At 61.0% G+C, this 14,751-nt stretch carries 14 protein-coding genes; 3 read left to right on the top strand and 11 right to left on the bottom strand.

Annotation, left to right across the window (positions count from 1 at the left end; all coding sequences use genetic code 11):
* The first annotated feature begins 461 nt into the window (after positions 1-461).
* A complete protein-coding gene (locus ACSFA7_RS00385; RefSeq protein ID WP_435497569.1) occupies positions 462-1,697 on the top strand; it encodes a hypothetical protein in 1,236 nt (411 codons plus the stop codon).
* 77 nt (positions 1,698-1,774) lie between these two features.
* Here ACSFA7_RS00385 and ACSFA7_RS00380 read toward each other — a convergent pair whose 3' ends face one another.
* The 4 genes from ACSFA7_RS00380 to ACSFA7_RS00365 all read right to left on the bottom strand — a co-directional run bounded on the left by ACSFA7_RS00380 (position 1,775) and on the right by ACSFA7_RS00365 (position 5,726).
* Positions 1,775-2,131, bottom strand: coding sequence for an H-NS histone family protein (locus ACSFA7_RS00380; RefSeq protein WP_435497568.1), 357 nt, complete (start codon positions 2,129-2,131; stop codon positions 1,775-1,777).
* Between the two features lie 341 nt (positions 2,132-2,472).
* Positions 2,473-3,570, bottom strand: a complete 1,098-nt coding sequence (locus ACSFA7_RS00375; protein WP_435497567.1) for a phage/plasmid replication protein, II/X family — start codon at positions 3,568-3,570, stop codon at positions 2,473-2,475.
* A gap of 151 nt (positions 3,571-3,721) precedes the next feature.
* A complete protein-coding gene (locus ACSFA7_RS00370) occupies positions 3,722-5,392 on the bottom strand; it encodes a DUF927 domain-containing protein (RefSeq protein WP_435497566.1) in 1,671 nt (556 codons plus the stop codon).
* A complete protein-coding gene (locus ACSFA7_RS00365; RefSeq protein WP_435497565.1) occupies positions 5,379-5,726 on the bottom strand; it encodes a helix-turn-helix transcriptional regulator in 348 nt (115 codons plus the stop codon). The genes ACSFA7_RS00370 and ACSFA7_RS00365 overlap by 14 nt, the downstream gene beginning before the upstream one ends.
* A 613-nt stretch (positions 5,727-6,339) precedes the next feature.
* Here ACSFA7_RS00365 and ACSFA7_RS00360 point away from each other — a divergent pair.
* On the top strand, positions 6,340-7,182 hold the full coding sequence (locus ACSFA7_RS00360) for a hypothetical protein (protein ID WP_435497564.1): 843 nt from the start codon (positions 6,340-6,342) through the stop codon (positions 7,180-7,182).
* 326 nt (positions 7,183-7,508) lie between these two features.
* Here ACSFA7_RS00360 and ACSFA7_RS00355 read toward each other — a convergent pair whose 3' ends face one another.
* From ACSFA7_RS00355 to ACSFA7_RS00325, 7 genes are all read right to left on the bottom strand, one after another.
* Positions 7,509-7,718, bottom strand: coding sequence for a type 2 periplasmic-binding domain-containing protein (locus ACSFA7_RS00355; protein ID WP_435497563.1), 210 nt, complete (start codon positions 7,716-7,718; stop codon positions 7,509-7,511).
* Positions 7,719-7,866: 148 nt separating this feature from the next.
* Positions 7,867-8,085 (bottom strand): hypothetical protein, encoded by a 219-nt coding sequence (locus tag ACSFA7_RS00350; RefSeq protein ID WP_435497562.1) that lies wholly within the window; start codon positions 8,083-8,085, stop codon positions 7,867-7,869.
* A gap of 288 nt (positions 8,086-8,373) precedes the next feature.
* Complete coding sequence (locus ACSFA7_RS00345) at positions 8,374-8,694, bottom strand: Hsp20/alpha crystallin family protein (RefSeq protein WP_435498866.1); 321 nt, start codon at positions 8,692-8,694, stop codon at positions 8,374-8,376.
* Positions 8,695-8,838: 144 nt separating this feature from the next.
* Positions 8,839-9,924 (bottom strand): alpha/beta hydrolase, encoded by a 1,086-nt coding sequence (locus tag ACSFA7_RS00340; RefSeq protein WP_435497561.1) that lies wholly within the window; start codon positions 9,922-9,924, stop codon positions 8,839-8,841.
* A gap of 2 nt (positions 9,925-9,926) precedes the next feature.
* Complete coding sequence (locus ACSFA7_RS00335; protein WP_435497560.1) at positions 9,927-11,159, bottom strand: (R)-mandelonitrile lyase; 1,233 nt, start codon at positions 11,157-11,159, stop codon at positions 9,927-9,929.
* Positions 11,156-12,586: an MFS transporter gene (locus ACSFA7_RS00330; RefSeq protein ID WP_435497559.1), complete on the bottom strand. Its 1,431-nt coding sequence runs from the start codon at positions 12,584-12,586 to the stop codon at positions 11,156-11,158. The genes ACSFA7_RS00335 and ACSFA7_RS00330 overlap by 4 nt, the downstream gene beginning before the upstream one ends.
* Before the next feature lie 9 nt (positions 12,587-12,595).
* Positions 12,596-13,447 carry an aldo/keto reductase gene (locus ACSFA7_RS00325; protein ID WP_435497558.1) on the bottom strand — a complete coding sequence of 284 codons (852 nt, stop codon included), beginning with the start codon at positions 13,445-13,447 and terminating at the stop codon, positions 12,596-12,598.
* A gap of 120 nt (positions 13,448-13,567) precedes the next feature.
* On the opposite strand from ACSFA7_RS00325, the gene ACSFA7_RS00320 reads away from it, so the two are divergent.
* Positions 13,568-14,560 carry a LysR family transcriptional regulator gene (locus tag ACSFA7_RS00320; RefSeq protein WP_435497557.1) on the top strand — a complete coding sequence of 331 codons (993 nt, stop codon included), beginning with the start codon at positions 13,568-13,570 and terminating at the stop codon, positions 14,558-14,560.
* Positions 14,561-14,751: the final 191 nt, after the last annotated feature.

Raw genomic sequence — 14,751 nt, 5'->3', positions numbered from 1 at the left:
CGGTGTCCACGAGTGGCCACTCCAGCTGTATCGGGTCCGGATGTCTGAGGGGCTCGTCGCGATGCTCTCGACCGTCTTCAACTGAGCTGGATCATCATGCGGGGGCCCGTGTTCGCACTCCCGATGAAGTCCTCCGCGTACTGATTTCAAACCAAGGATGAGGCCGCTCCCCAAACCTCCAACCTGGGCCGCACATGACTCATGTCGCGATAAACGGGCATTTACAAAGACTACGATAACGACTGGCTGGGCCAAACGGCCAGCCCCACCGCTATTGATTGCCACCCGCCGGCTGCGCTAGACTGCGCGCCAGGTGCCCACCTTACTTGCGCGCGAGTAGAAAAAGGCCACTTTTCCATCTCTTCGTTCAACGCGGATCTTCTTCCGACGCCTGTCGTCCTCGGGCACTTAAACGCGCGCACCGTTTCCGAGGCGACGTGTCGACAACGAAGGAGTTTCGAATGACGTTGAAAGAACTGGCGTATGTTGCGCAATCCCGTCTCCAGGCCCGCACCGGCACACCCGTCAAGCGGGGGCACGTGCTCGAATTGCTTGCAGCAGCGGCGGGGTTTCGATCTTGGGCCGCCTTTGATGCAACTGCATTGCTTGCGGACGCGGGGACTGACGGCCAGAGCCTGCAGGCACGCGCGCTGATAGCGGGCCGCGCGATACAGCTTGAGTACCCGACAGCAGATGCAGAGCTTGTTGCAACTGAGCTGATTGGATTGATTGGCGAGCTGCAGCTGTCGTTTATCGAATGGCAAACGCTTGCGGCCGCGCTGCATGCGTCTTCTTCGGCCTCGCGAAAAAGCCTCGACGACGAGGATGAACTGGCAGACGAGGATCTGGACGATGACGATTGGGAGACGAAGTCCCGCTCCGATCCACATCGCGGACCTCAACAAGGTCAACGGCTACCTATCAGGTCTCCCCTCCTCCTCGACAGCCTCGAGCGCGCGGTTCAGCTTCGCCCGGAGGATCCGATTGCGCACTTTGCGGTTGCGGCTTTTTACCGCTGCGAGAGGCCGAGCCCCTACCTCTACGAAGAGTCGCTGAAAGGCAGAAAGCTGTCCTTGATCGAGCAGGGCTGGGTCGAAGGCTACTTGCGCGCCGCGCCGGTGTACGAGAAGTACATGCGCCACCTCAAGACCGCCGCGTCGCTTGGTGATCGGATGGCCGCCCTGGAATGCGCGGAGGTGCTGGGCAGCAGAGTCCTATACGAAGTGGCCGACCGCATGAAAGGGCCCGTGAGCGCGCTGCGCATGGCAGAACTTGCACCCGACGACGCCGAACGCATGAAGTGGCTGAGCGTTGCCGCGGCGGAGGGAGCGCCTGACGCCCTGGCTGTGCTTGCACGGCGAGGCGACCCCACCGCAATGACGCAACTGGCTGCGCGCGGTGATATGGACTTGATTCGGGCGCTTGCCACCCAGGCGCTGGACTCGGACAACGCGATGGACGCTTGGCAATGGCATCAGTTGGCATTGCTGCACGGGCGCGACCTCACCATCTCGACCATGCGCGCGTACCACGATGGAGGAGAACGAGATGGGCAGTTTTACGACAGCGATTTTGGCGGCGGGCTGTACGCGGCCGGTGACGAAGGGTTGGAGCTGCCGAACATTAGCGAGGACCAGAGGGCGGAGGCAGCAAAGCGGGCCCAGGCCATCTATCAACCAGTTGCTTCGCGACGTTAGAGCTTGAAGCGCTGCCCGCTCGCCCATTGACTGGCGTGAGCCGGATGCCACTCGGGCCTGCCCGAGTGGCAGCTTTACTATTTGGCCAACAGCTCGTCAGCGGACTTGCCCGCCTCGAGCGCAGCCTTGAACCAACCAGGGCGAGGACCGCGGCCGCTCCACACATTGCCTTGGTCGTCCTTGAACTTGGGTGCGCCCGTTGCAGCAACAGTAGCCTTCTTGGACTTTTTCGTCTTCTTCGTAATGGCCGTCTTAGCCACAGCCACCCGACCAGATGCCTTACCAAAGCCGAGATCGGCAGAGGTGAAGCCATACACCGCAATTGCCTCCTTGATGCGACTGAGCACACCATCGGCTTCCTTCTTGCGCAAGTGCTCAGCCTCCTTCTGAAGTTGCTCGATCTGCTTTTGCACCTGGAGGAAAGTTTTTGTCATCAAGTAATCCTTTAGTCGGAGAGGGGTGCGAGCTTAAACCCGAAAGACATTGGCCTATTGTCAGCGCATATCGCCAATGCGTTCGGAGGTGCAATCCAATGGCGCAGGACGCTCTGCGGGGCGCCGAAGAGACCTAACGCATGCCGGCCTTGTTGACGCCCCTCAAGGACCAGCACGCCATCTTTCTCGTAGAACACGACATGGACGCGTGTTCTGCGCAGACCGGGTTGCAATTGCTGATAGCAGCCAGGTTGCCGGAGTGAGCACCACGCGGGCGGCAGCCGTACCGGCGAGCCCGCTGCGGCCCTAAACAGGGAATTCGGTGGTTTCCAGGGATCGACTTATTCGCGAAGCACTCCTTGGCCGCATGCTTCGGCGCGCTCCTTCAGGCGCTCCCATTGCTTCGGTCGAGCCTTGAAACCCACACCGTCGCGCAGCACATCGCGGACCGCCATGACGGCCAAGCGCTGGGTCTTGGCGTCAATCGGACTCGCGACATCGATGCCTGTGGTGGCGAGAACTTGCCGACGATTCGAAGAGAAGGTCGTCGGGGAGCCAGCAAACGCAGACGTGTCGCCGAGCACCCACGCGCGAAGCTTCGCTTGGCACGCGCGGGACAGATTCGATGCCAGTGCAAGATCCGGAATGAAACCGCTGGCACGGGTGACGAAGCCGAACTGACGCTGAATGAGACCGCGGACGATTTCAGAGGTCAGCGCTTTCGGATCAGACAGGCCGAGGCGCTTCAGCTCCTCAGCGCGCAGGACGAACTCAAAGCGCAACAGGCTCTGAGCCTTAGCGGTAAGCTGGGTTCGATTCGGCACACCTTCAGGGATCGGGCGAATCGACAGCTCCGAGCCCTTGTTGTAGATCTTCAAAGACTTGCGACGGGAGTGCTGACCGATGTAGAGCGTGTCAACGCCGTAGAAGCTGACGTCACGCGCAGTGCCGACAGCCAGATGACGCAGCGCCAGCATGACGGCGCGGAGACGCCCGGGGGAGCCGCAATCGCAATGAGCAACGAAGTCGGCACGCAGCAGTTCATAGGCGCCCTCCTCCACACGCTGGGCAAGTGCCTGGCTGATGCCAATCCCAGCACGCACTAGGGCTGAAATGATGATCTCGGAGGTCAGCTGATGCGCGTTCTCGATACCGACGATGTTCTGACCGGTAAGGAACTTCGGGCCTGCCTCGATGTACACGATCTTTTCACCGGGTCGGGAGAAGATGGTGGCGATGCAACCAGGGAACGGACCGGGAACCTTGAAGTTGTAGCCGTCGTGCTTGAGGGCCGAGGCGTGCAGCTCGTTAACGGCTTTAGCCGGGAGCTTGATCTTCACCTTCATGGTGTCGAACAACGACGATCTGAAAAGCCGGGCCGTCTGCTCGGTGTCAGTATCAGAATGCGATTCCAGTTCAGGAATCAGACGAAAAGGCATGAGTCTCTCCTTGCCTGGCGGTTCAGCCAGACCAGTAAATGAAATAAAGGTTTGTGGGGTATTACCCCGGTTGTAGGTCGGGACCAATGGCGACCCAGCACTCGTGCGCGCTGTTGTTGCGCTGTTACGGCGTAACAGCGCAACTGATGGGTTAGCCGTCGCCCTGAATGCGCGCGCTGATCGCGTAGAACCGCTTGGGTTTCTCGCCCGGGTTCAGGCGAACCGACAGCGTCTTCTCGCCCTTGTTCGTTTTGAGCAGACTCGCGCCCTCGAGCGCCCGCAAAGCGTCCCGATCACCGAAACCCTTGCAGAGCTCACCGAGCATCCGTGGCAACAGCAAGTAGTAGCGTTCGCCTTCAAATTCGCGGATGTACCCCCACATGCCGTTGAAGACATTCGATCGGTCTGCCCAAGGCACGAAAAACTTCGGATTGCGGTCTAGTGCATGGCGCACCGAGCCCAAAATCTCATCTTGCTGGCGTGTCTGGCCGACGCCGCGCCGCGTTTGCTGTTCAACCAGGACGCTGACGAAGGCCCCGCGCACTTCCTGCTTTGTGAGCGGAATCAGGTCGTAGTCGATCGCAACCGAAAGCGCGAACATCCAACCGGCGTAGCCGCTGATCATCCGTTTCAACACAGGGTCTTTAGCCTCAACAGCGGTCTCCAGAATCTGGCGCATGCGCGGGATCTCTCGGTCACGCTGCCGGCGGATTTCTTGCAAGTTGTGTGCGACCACTTCGACCCACTCGGGCCAGAGCGCTCCGAAATAATTGCGCGATCGGCTGGCGAGCTTCTCGGCGAATTCCGCCGGCTCCTGGTCTTGGGCAAGCGCGTCGAAAGCACCATGCTCGGCTTCGATGACCAACTCGAAAACGCGGGCGCTCATTCCGGCGTCGATCTGCACGCCGGACGCCCCTCTCGCCCCTTCAGCAATCGTCCGCTCGTTCGATACCACGAGCGTACAGTAGGCTGGCTCCCCTACGATGGCTCTCTGCCCAGCGGAGCCAACAGCACGCGCGGCGCCGTTGCCCACATCGAAGATGAGCTTGGGGAGATCTGCGGAGCTACCGGCTTGTCGGGCATCCTCCAGGTGAACCGCTTCGTCAGGTCGCTCAGACATACGCATCTGCAAGCCCAGGACGGTCCCGGTTGCACTTTCGAGATCATCGCCCGAGCGGCTTGCGGACAAGCACGCCCGCTGCAGCGCGCTCTTTCCCATCGAGCTCTCACCGATGATGAACAAAGAAATCTTGTGCAAATCCAGTGCGCGCACGAGCAATGCGCAGAGAGTCGCCCCCAGTGCGACAGTCATGTAACGTTGGCCTTCGAACAAGACGCCGACCTTGCGCTTCCAACGCGTCAAGGAGCACGAGGCGGGAACCACATCTCGGTCGGTCACGCAGACCACTTTACCGGGCTGCCCTTGTTCGTTCGCCCAGTAGATGCGATTGGCATACACGAAGCCCTCCGCCTCGTGCGCAGCGGCCAGAACGCGGAAATAGCCGGGTCGCTGCAGTAGCACAACGCGCATTTTTGCCGCAGCACGCAACTGACCACAGAGGATCTTCAGATCCGCCTCCTCCATGTCGCTTGTGTCGATGTCATGAGTAACGGCAAAGTCGATGAGACACCCCGTCTTCTTCTGCACCAAATCATGCTCAGGCAGGTAAGCCCAGCACTCGCCACCAGGCGTAGTCAACTTCACCGCGATCTTCGGGAGACGGCGGCCGCTGACGTCAATCGCGCGGCGGACTTTCAAGATGGCAGCGCGCAGTGCACCGCCACCTTCAAGCAATGGACCATTGCGTTTACGCACGGGCATCTCGTCCTCCCTTCGTGTCGCGCTCAAGCAGCCGCTCGGCTATCCACCGTCGGACCTCAGACTCCGGAAAGCGGATCGAACGGGGACCGATCTTCACACGGCCGACGAAGTCACCGTCGCGCAGGCGGTTGTAGACAGAGCTCCGGCACATGCCAGTAAGCACCACGACCTCGTGAATTTTGAGTAGGCGGTCGACAGGCTCGCGGTGGTACTCATGCAAGGCGGCAAATGCAACCGCTCCGGCACTAGGCCCAGCCTCAGATACTTTCGGGCGGCCGGCGATCGCTGCTCGTGCGAGCTCGTGATCGAGTTGTTCTTTGGGAATTTTCTTCATTGATGTTCATGTGGATCTCAAAGCTGAACGAGCGCGACTCCGGGCGGGCCGATTCAAGCTGGTTAGTGACGCAAATTTTTGAAGGAGTTAGGTGGCGCCGAATGATGAACGACGGCGACTTGCGATACAGGCGTTTGGCGTTGTTTGGATCTCCTCGTGAAAAATCGAGTTTCTCAAGATCCGCACTGGCATTTCCCAAAAGTTTGACGGGGGCCAAACGTTTGTGAATCGACGCAGTCGCCCGCGTCCGAGATGGATTACTGTTGACAGCAATGCCCGCACGCGATCCATATGAGGGAGCTAGACTGCTTCGTTCGCTGCAGGCCAAATTTTTATGTCATTAGCCACATCTGCCCTAACCCCTCAACAGTGGGCCTGGGAGTTTTTGCGACGCAACCTTCACTATCCCTTCTTCTTTGAACGCTGGAAGGCGGCGTCGCTTTCCGACGACCCGCCACTCACTGCTAGCGCAACTGCGACAATCTGGGAGAACTTGGAAAAGCTCGGACCTTGGAAGCCTCGTTACGAGCCCTGGGTTCGAGCGTGCGTTCAGACAGGCAGACAGTTCATAACTAGAAAATCCGTTCGGTTTTTTGAAGCCGATTGGGTCTACATGGATGCGAAACTTCACTTAGATCCGATGCAGTTTCTTTTGCGAGACTGGATTAGTCCAACAGAGACGCCTCTTGTGCGGAGTGCCAGTCCCTTTGACGCCGCAGGAGCGCTTGATATCGCAATTCTTCAGGAAGACAGCGAAGTTTTTGAAGCAGCGTTCGCGCTTGGCCTACTTGACATAGCCCGCCCAGCAGCCAGCATGAATGCCGCAAATGTCGATCCAACCATCCTATTCGACGAGGACGGCCGTTTGCCTGAGTGGCTTGAAGACGCGTCGATCGACCACATACGACTTGCAACGCTTCGTTCTTGGCCAAAGCGACCGAGCTGGGCTGAAGAAAACCTACCTGAGGAGGAGCTTTATCTGTCACTCGAAGCGGGCAGGCGTGCGTGGAGCACGCGGGCCGGCGCGCCACAAGTCATATCACATCACTTACTTGAAATCTCTGTGCCAACAGGTCTGAGGCGGATCGACAGGTCTATCAACCTGCAGTTTGACATTTCGAGCCCTCTTGGGCCTCAGCTAAAGGCCGCCGGGCTTTTGCTAAGAAGGCAACAGGCCGAACTGGAAATCCTGGCTGCTCGTTCTCTGCCAAGCTTTGATGAAGTTCAATCCGTTAACGTCAGTGGAACCTACGACCGATATCTCAGGCTTCTCGACGAATACGATAAAGTGCCGGGCGAAAAGGATCATGGTCGAATGGCTAAAGCGATCCGCGCGCTACTGGGCGTTGGACCAGAGGCCGTTCTCGACAAAACTGACTACGCTCGAGAGTCGGCCGCCTATACCCGAGCCGACATGTTGAGAAACGTAGGGTATCGCTCGCTTGCCTTTTTGTGAGACGTTGGCGCGCAATCAGCGGATGGCATGGTTGACGCCAAATGTGATGCTCCGAACGCAGCAAGATTTCGGGAAGGGGCGAACATGGCACAGAGAGATAAGTGCTTGCGATGGCCAACTCGCGATAACCACAGGCACGTAAACACCTGGTTATCGTCGCTAACGAGATTCCACAAACCTAGGTGAAGCCGATCCCCTCAGTCGGATGACCAATTCACGCGCCCGGAGCTCGTTGCAGGCCCTCGTTCACAGCGCGCATTGCATCGGGGCAGTTCGAAAAATTTATTTGGCAAGGGTGCCTTCCTGCGTCACATTCGCGGCGCGAATCACCTTGCCCACATCGCGCGATGAGCGTTGATGAAGGCAGTGAATTCGGCGGGCGTGTTGCAGCGCAGTTCCCCGCCATAGTCGCACCACTTCTTCGCCAGTTCGGCTGACTGACAAGCCTTCCGCATCGCGGCGCTGAGTTTCTCGAGCACCGGCGTCGGCGTGCCTATGGGCGCGAGCACACCTTGACGTCCATTGATGATGTCCAACTAACTTAGATGGACAGCATGGTCTCCGGCTTGGCCTCAGTTCTCAAGGTGGGACGGCCAGTCGCTTACCGATGCCCTTGGTTCCTTCATAGAGAAGCGATGAAATGAGGTTGAAGCGACAGGGCGCACAACACCGCGGCGCGCATCTTTACTCCAGATCTGCGCGCAGCCTGTTTAACTCTGCCCTACCCAGCGGCGTAATGCGCAAAATCACTCCCCCACAGCCGGCGCCATCGCCCACCTCCGGGAGATTCGCCTCAACAAGATTGGCAGCGGCCAGGACGGCCGCGCACTCAATGTCGCTCTCTTCGTGGATAACCAAGGGAAACGACGCATTCTCAATGCGCCGCAGGAAATTCATCGGCATCGCCGTTGCGCCTCCTTAAGTTGAGATAAACCAACATCTAAAGTCTGGATGCACGGTGTCAAGGCTTCGCAGGTCCACCAGGAGGCACCGGGATTGATCGAGACGAGACGGGGTGGTCCTGGCACTGTCGCTGGTTGTACGCACAACCTGCTCGGTCGACCTATTACACCCCCTGATAGCGTTCAGTCGGCCACCTCACGTAGCGCCCCCACGCCTGTTGGTCCATAGAGGCACATACACCGCGCAATGCGTGCAGCCGTGTCGGCTGTACGCTCATCGACGCGCCCTTCAAGCCAAACTAACGTCGATCCGCCTGGGCTTCGCATGCTCGGCTTTGGGAATCCGCAGCTTCAACACGCCTTGCACGAGCTCGGCTGACACCTTCTCCGTGTCAAGCTCCTTGCTGAGCGTGAACACGCGACGGAACCGCCCGAGTCCGACCTCGGTATGGCTGGTCTTCAAGCCGTCGGGCACCGTCAGGCCCGACTCCGCCTCGATAGTCAGTGTCTCCGCCTCGACATGAAGGTTCAGGTTCTCGCGCGAAACGCCGGGCAGGTCCGCGTAAAGGGTGATGCCGTCGGCGGCGACAGCGGGGTTGTTCATGGTCATTGCGGAAACTCCGATGGTTGCAACTGAGAGCGCGAGCGCGGACTTTCCGAGAAACTCGCGCCGTTTTTCATTGACGACTTTGCGGTTCATTCAAACTCCAATATTTCTTTGATATGCCCGCGCAACGCCGGACATCAAAGCAGATCAGTCCAGCTTCTTCTCGGCGAGAAACTTCGACACCAGGTCGGCGATCTGAACGTTGTTCAGGTCGGACATCAGGAAGTGCGTGTTGCCGCGAATCCCGATCTCTGGAAGGTGCACCAACCGGGCATCTCCACCATGCTTGTTGATGGCGTCCACCCACAGCCGGGCCATGGCGAGCCGTACGCGCCAGTTGTCCTGGCCGCGCTCCGTGGTCGGCTCGACCGGAAAGTTGTCGCCGTAGTAGACGGTGATCGGGATGCGGGTGAGCTTCTGGAAATCCGACAGCTGCACCGCCTCGGGCGACAAGGTTCCGGCAGCGCTGAGCATTGCCGGGGGCAATTCGCCTTGCGGGAAGATGAAGCCGCTGCCCGGCTCGAAGGCGACGATCGCTTTGACGTTCGGATTCTTGATTGCCGTCAACCAGCCTGGGCCACCGCCTTGTGAGTGGGTGAACAAGATCGCCGGGCCGATCTTGGCGAACAGCGCCGACATGGCGTCCGAAATCATGCCGGCGTCGTAGGGACCGGTGTTGGGCGTGACTGAGCGGAAGAACTGATTCAGCGTCTCCGGGCTGCGATCAAACTGCACATTGTCGAAGTAGCTGGGCCACTTGCCGATCCGGAACTGGTCGAAGAAGAGCTGGTCATTGGGAGCCGGCTCGATGGATGCCGCGATGGTGCTGTTGCCGGCACGCCCCCGGCGCGGCTGGTCAACAAGATAGACGGGGAAGGCGCGGCGCAGGAACAAAGTCTGGAAGCCCTCACGTCCGTCCGAGGTGGTCTCCCAACTGCGCGCCGACTGGAAGGCACCGTGCAGCATGACGATCGGCAAAGCCTTCGGGTTCTGTGGAACTTGATAGAAGGCGTAGAGATGGTCACCGTGGAAGGTTTGCCCCGAAGCCGTCGGCCTGTTGTTGTCGTAATTTCCAGGGGTTCTCTGCACAGTCCCGCCGACTGCGAAGCTCCCTTGAGCCTGGATCAACAGAGGGCCAGAGGCGTTGCCGGGGCCGTTGGTTTGGCTTGCGCAGCCGGCGAGCAGGGTCGTCATGGCGATGGCAGTGGTCAGCAGGATTCGGGTGGCTTTCATGCTCAACCTTTCGATGCAGCCGCAAGGGCCTGCGTGAGTGCTTCATTGGCGCGACTGGCGGCTTCTGGATTGCCGCGTTCGGCAAGCACTTGCGTCAGTTGTCGCAACTGCGCGGCGCTCAAGCCCACGCGCAGGCTGGCCCGCATGTGCGAACGCAATTGCGCCTCCACCCCTGGCGTGGCAGCGAGCGCGCCGACCGTCGCCAGCTCGCGGCTCTGCCAGTCGAGGTTGTCGCGCTCGAAGATGTCGCCGAACAAATGGGCCTGCAGGAATTGGTTGATGACGGGCACGAAGTCGAACAGTGGGCCTTGAACCGGCCCGCCGGAAATCTCGCTCTGGTTCGCTTTGCCTGCCGCGACCAGTTCATTGCCGGTGGCGATGCTGCGGCTAGGTTCGCGGCCCGGTGCGTCCTGGATGCCGCGTTGCTTGCGTGCCTCCACGACGTTCATCAGCTCGCCGAGCGCGTTGAGGCTTTTCGGAAAACCCGCGTAGGCATAGAGCTGCACCAGAATTTCCTTGGCCTCGCTGATCGTCATTCCCGCATCGAGGCCCTGGTTCAAGGCGGCGTTGAGCTTGGGCATGTCGCCGGTCGCCATGAAGGACGCAATCAGTGGAATGGCCTGCTGCTTGGCCGACAGGATCTCGGAGGTGGGCTGTGTGCGTGCCATGGCTCGCGACTCCTCGGTGCTTTGGGCGACTCGTCCAGGTAGCGTCGCGGCCGTGGTCGCCGAAGCGAGGCCGGCGCTCACCACCGCAGCCTCGTAGTTCTGATCGCTGACCTTGTCCTGCCACGTCACCGAGATGCCGTCTTCCTTTTCAGCGATGGCAACGTGACTCATCGAGCCGTCGGGGCCTGCACCGTGCCAGTGGCGCACGTTGGCGGGAATGCTGACGACATCTCCGGGGCGGATCACCTGGGCCGACTGCCCCTGTTGCTGCACGAGCCCCAACCCGGCCGTGACCACCAGGGTCTGCCCCAGCGGATGGGTGTGCCAAGCGGTCCGGGCTCGCGCCTCGAAACTCACCATCGCGCCCCCCGCTCTTCCGGGAGACTGCGCCTGAAACGCGGAGCTGATGCGCACTGTGCCAGCGAAGGTCTCCTTCGCTCCTGTCGTGACTGACGTAGACGAGGCCGTGCGAACGACGACGGTGGGCGCGGCACTTGCCGCCACAGATGTCTGCGCGCTCGCTGCGGTGGCCGCGCCGCTCAGGGCAAGGCAAAGCAGTGTCTTCATACAAGGGTCTCCTGTTGCTGTGAGGAACGGCGGCGAAGCGGCGCCACGATGCAGGCCCAGGACACGAGCAGCGCCAGTGCGAGCAGAAGCGCACCCACGTCCATGACGGCCGAGATTCGATGTGCGAGGGCTTCGATGTCGTGCGCACTGGCCGGTACCGCGCTGGCAAAGACCAGCACCAGCACACCCAGCCCCAATGCGCCGCCCAGTTGGTGGGCGACATTGACCAGACCCGACGCAGCCCCCGCATCCTCCGGTGCGACGCCCGCCACGCCTGCGGCCGTCAACGGGCCCAGCAGCAAGCCTTGGCCCAGGCCGATAAGCACCATGGGTGGCGCGATGTTCAGCCAGTAGCTCGCATGGGCATCGGCCCGACCCAGCCAGAGAAGGCCTGCGACGCCCAGCAGCAGGCCTGCCAACAACAAGGGCGCGCTGCCATACCGGCGCACGAGTCGCGGCACCGCCATTGCGGATGCGAAGTTGGGCAGCGTGACCGGCAGGAAGGCCAAGCCCGCCTGCAGGGGGCGCAGATGAAGCACGCCCTGCAAGAACTGCGTGGAGAAGAACCAGAAGCCCACCGCACCCGCCATGAAGAGCATGCGAGTGACATAGGCGCCGGCGCGCTCGCCGCTGGCCAGCAGCCGCAGCGGGAGAACGGGGTGGTCGGCACGCTGTTCGATCCAGACGAACACCAACACCATGAGCACGCCACCGGCCAGGGCGGCCAGCGCGAGCTCGTCATGCCAGCCTGCTTCGGCCGCGCGCACCAGGCCGAACACCAATGCCGTCATGCCCAGGGTGGAACTCGCCGCGCCGCCCAGGTCGAAGCCGCCGGAGCGCGTGGCCGTCTCCGCGATATGCCGCCTCGCTGCAGCAATCAGCACCAGGCCGATGGGAAGATTGATGAAGAAGCCAGCCCGCCAGGACACCAGATCGGCGAACAAGCCACCCAGCACCAAGCCCAACGTGGCACCGACACCGGCCGCCGCGGCGTACATCGATAGCGCGCGGGTGCGCGCCGGCCCTTCGGCGAAGTGGGTGGACAGCAAGGCCAGCGTGGACGGTGCCAGCACTGCGGCCCCGACGCCCTGGACCGCACGCGCAACAAGCAGCCAGGCCGCCGACTGGCTCACGCCAATAGCCACCGAAGCCAGCGTGAAAAGCGAGAGGCCTGCGATGAACATGCGCCGCCGCCCGAGAATGTCGCCCGCGCGGGCGCCGAGCAACAGCAGGCCGCCGAAGGCCAGCGTGTAGGCATTGGTGACCCAGGTGAGTTGGGCGGCGCTGAAACCCAGGTTGGCCTGGATCTGCGGCAAGCCGGTGATGACGATGGAGATGTCCACCACGATCATCAGGTAGCTGGCCACGATGATGGCCAGTACGGTGCCAGCGCCACCGGTCGGCGCCTGGGTGTCGGAAGTGCTCATGCGACTGGCTCAGATGTCGAGCTTGCGCTCGGCCATCCACTTGACGATGGCAGGGTCTCGGTGAGAGAAGAAGCTGCTGGTGTTGGTATCGAGTGCCGTGATGCGAGTCATGTCCGCCTCGCTCAGCTCGAAACTGAAGATGTCGATGTTCTCGGCCATGCGCTCCTTGCGCACCGACTTGGCCAAGACCACGATCCCCCGCTGAACCAACCACCGCAACACGACTTGACCCACGGACTTGCCGTACTGGGCGCCGATGCCGACGAGCACCTCGTTCTGGAACAAGTTGTTGCGCCCCTCGGCGAATGGTGCCCAAGCCTGCGCCTGTACGCCGATTTCCTTCATGAAGGTGGCGCTTTCGATCTGCTGCTGGAAAGGGTTCACCTCCACCTGGTTGACGACCGGCGCAATTTCGTTGAACGCCTTGATGTCCATCAGCCGGTCCGGGTGGAAGTTGCTGACGCCGATGGCGCGAAGCTTGCCCGCCCGATGGGCGTCTTCCATCGCGCGCCAGGAGCCGTGCACGTCGCCAAAGGGTTGGTGGATCAGGTACAGGTCCAGGTAGTCGAGCCGCAAGCGACGCAGCGACTTGTCGATGGCCTGCTGCGTGCGCTCATAGCCGGCCTCCTGAACCCAGAGCTTGCTGGTCACGAAAAGCTGTTCGCGAGGAACACCGCTGGCGCGCAGGCCCTGGCCCACGGCTTCCTCGTTCATGTAGGAAGCGGCGGTGTCGATCAGCCGGTAGCCGACTTCGATGGCATCGACGACGCTGCGTTCGCAATCCTTGGCATCCGGAATCTGGAAGACGCCGAAACCGGCGATGGGCATCTTGAGGCCGTTGTTCAGGGTTATGTGTTGCATGTGGAGTCCGCTGGTGTTCGATAGAACGAACTTTAGGCACTCGACTCGCATCCGAATAGTGACAAACAGGTTGTTTGATTGGCATCAATTTGGAGACAATGGAGGCGGAGGCATCCTCAAATGGCCATCAACGAGCTTCGATCCGTATCCGCCTTCATCAAGGCTGCCGAACTGGGCAGCCTGCGCAAGGCTGCGCACGCGCTCAACATCAGTCCGCAGGCGGCCAGCAAGGCGCTCGCGCAGTTGGAGGAGCATTTGGATGCGCGGCTGTTTCACCGCACCACGAGGGTGATGTCCTTGACAGATGCCGGTCAGCGCCTGCTCGAAGATGTCCAGCCCGCACTGCTGGGGATGCAGCGTGCATTGCAAAACGCACGGACGGCCAAGGATGAGTTCACCGGGCCATTGCGGATCGCCGGCCCGCGCACGACCTTTCAACCTATCCTCTGGCGACTGGTCGAGGAATTCTGCGAACTGTACCCAGGCATTCAGCCCGACGTGCTCCTGGATGACCGGGTCGGCAACTGGGTCGAGGATCGGGTGGACGTCGGCTTCAGGCTCGGACCATCGCCGCATGAAGGTGTCATTGCCCGCAAGCTGTTTCCCTTGCAAATGGTCATTTGCGGCGCACCGGCCTACTTCCAGCGCCACGGTGTGCCGGACTCCCTACCCGCGCTCGCCTCGCACCGCTGCAGTGCCTTCCGCCACCCCGGGACCGGCAAGGTCGCTCCCTGGCATGTCAGGCTGGGCGATCAGGTCGCCGACCAACCGGTCGTACCCGCCATATGCAGCAATGACGAAGTCTTCGAGTTGCAGGCCGTGTTAGCGGGGAAGGTCTTGGGGCAGTTGGCGGGGGTGACAGCCGCGCCCTATATCCGTTCAGGACAGTTGGTGCCCATACTTGCCGACCATATGCCGGACTTCGCCAGCTACTTTGTGTACTTCGGGAGCAGGACGTCGCAACCGGCACGAGCGAGGGCATTCATCGACCTTGCGGTCAAGCGGCTGACCGACAACGCCGAGTATGTGCTTGGTGAAAAGGAGTTGCGGGGTGGGCATCGCGGAATTCCTGGCCGAGCCCGAAGAAGAAATTCGGGTGCCCCCAAAGGTTGAGCAATTGAGATCACATTGGGCCGAACGGACGCTTTCAGCCTAACCCATACCTGGCGCCGACCGCTCGCGACTGGCGGCTGTCAGGGGCCGCGTGGTGACTACCGACAAATGTGGCTTACCGATTGTTGGGAAGCACTTCCCCTGTATCGACAGATCAGACATGAGCGACCGCTTTTCGGCAGCGAGGTCAG

The sequence above is a fragment of the Variovorax trehalosi genome, assembly GCF_051216415.1.
Taxonomy (GTDB): Bacteria; Pseudomonadota; Gammaproteobacteria; order Burkholderiales; family Burkholderiaceae_C; genus Variovorax.
This window is presented reverse-complemented; position numbering and strand designations above follow the sequence as displayed.

Excerpts from the sequence above, each read along its gene's own strand:
- ACSFA7_RS00350 (WP_435497562.1), bottom strand. The coding sequence starts at position 8,085 with ATGCCGATGAATTTCCTGCGGCGCATTGAGAATGCGTCGTTTCCCTTG.
- ACSFA7_RS00360 (WP_435497564.1), top strand. The coding sequence starts at position 6,340 with ATGGATGCGAAACTTCACTTAGATCCGATGCAGTTTCTTTTGCGAGAC.
- ACSFA7_RS00330 (WP_435497559.1), bottom strand. The coding sequence starts at position 12,586 with ATGAGCACTTCCGACACCCAGGCGCCGACCGGTGGCGCTGGCACCGTA.
- ACSFA7_RS00380 (WP_435497568.1), bottom strand. The coding sequence starts at position 2,131 with ATGACAAAAACTTTCCTCCAGGTGCAAAAGCAGATCGAGCAACTTCAG.
- ACSFA7_RS00340 (WP_435497561.1), bottom strand. The coding sequence starts at position 9,924 with ATGAAAGCCACCCGAATCCTGCTGACCACTGCCATCGCCATGACGACC.
- ACSFA7_RS00370 (WP_435497566.1), bottom strand. The coding sequence starts at position 5,392 with ATGCCCGTGCGTAAACGCAATGGTCCATTGCTTGAAGGTGGCGGTGCA.
- ACSFA7_RS00320 (WP_435497557.1), top strand. The coding sequence starts at position 13,568 with ATGGCCATCAACGAGCTTCGATCCGTATCCGCCTTCATCAAGGCTGCC.
- ACSFA7_RS00375 (WP_435497567.1), bottom strand. The coding sequence starts at position 3,570 with ATGCCTTTTCGTCTGATTCCTGAACTGGAATCGCATTCTGATACTGAC.
- ACSFA7_RS00385 (WP_435497569.1), top strand. The coding sequence starts at position 462 with ATGACGTTGAAAGAACTGGCGTATGTTGCGCAATCCCGTCTCCAGGCC.
- ACSFA7_RS00345 (WP_435498866.1), bottom strand. The coding sequence starts at position 8,694 with ATGACCATGAACAACCCCGCTGTCGCCGCCGACGGCATCACCCTTTAC.
- ACSFA7_RS00325 (WP_435497558.1), bottom strand. The coding sequence starts at position 13,447 with ATGCAACACATAACCCTGAACAACGGCCTCAAGATGCCCATCGCCGGT.
- ACSFA7_RS00365 (WP_435497565.1), bottom strand. The coding sequence starts at position 5,726 with ATGAAGAAAATTCCCAAAGAACAACTCGATCACGAGCTCGCACGAGCA.
- ACSFA7_RS00335 (WP_435497560.1), bottom strand. The coding sequence starts at position 11,159 with ATGAAGACACTGCTTTGCCTTGCCCTGAGCGGCGCGGCCACCGCAGCG.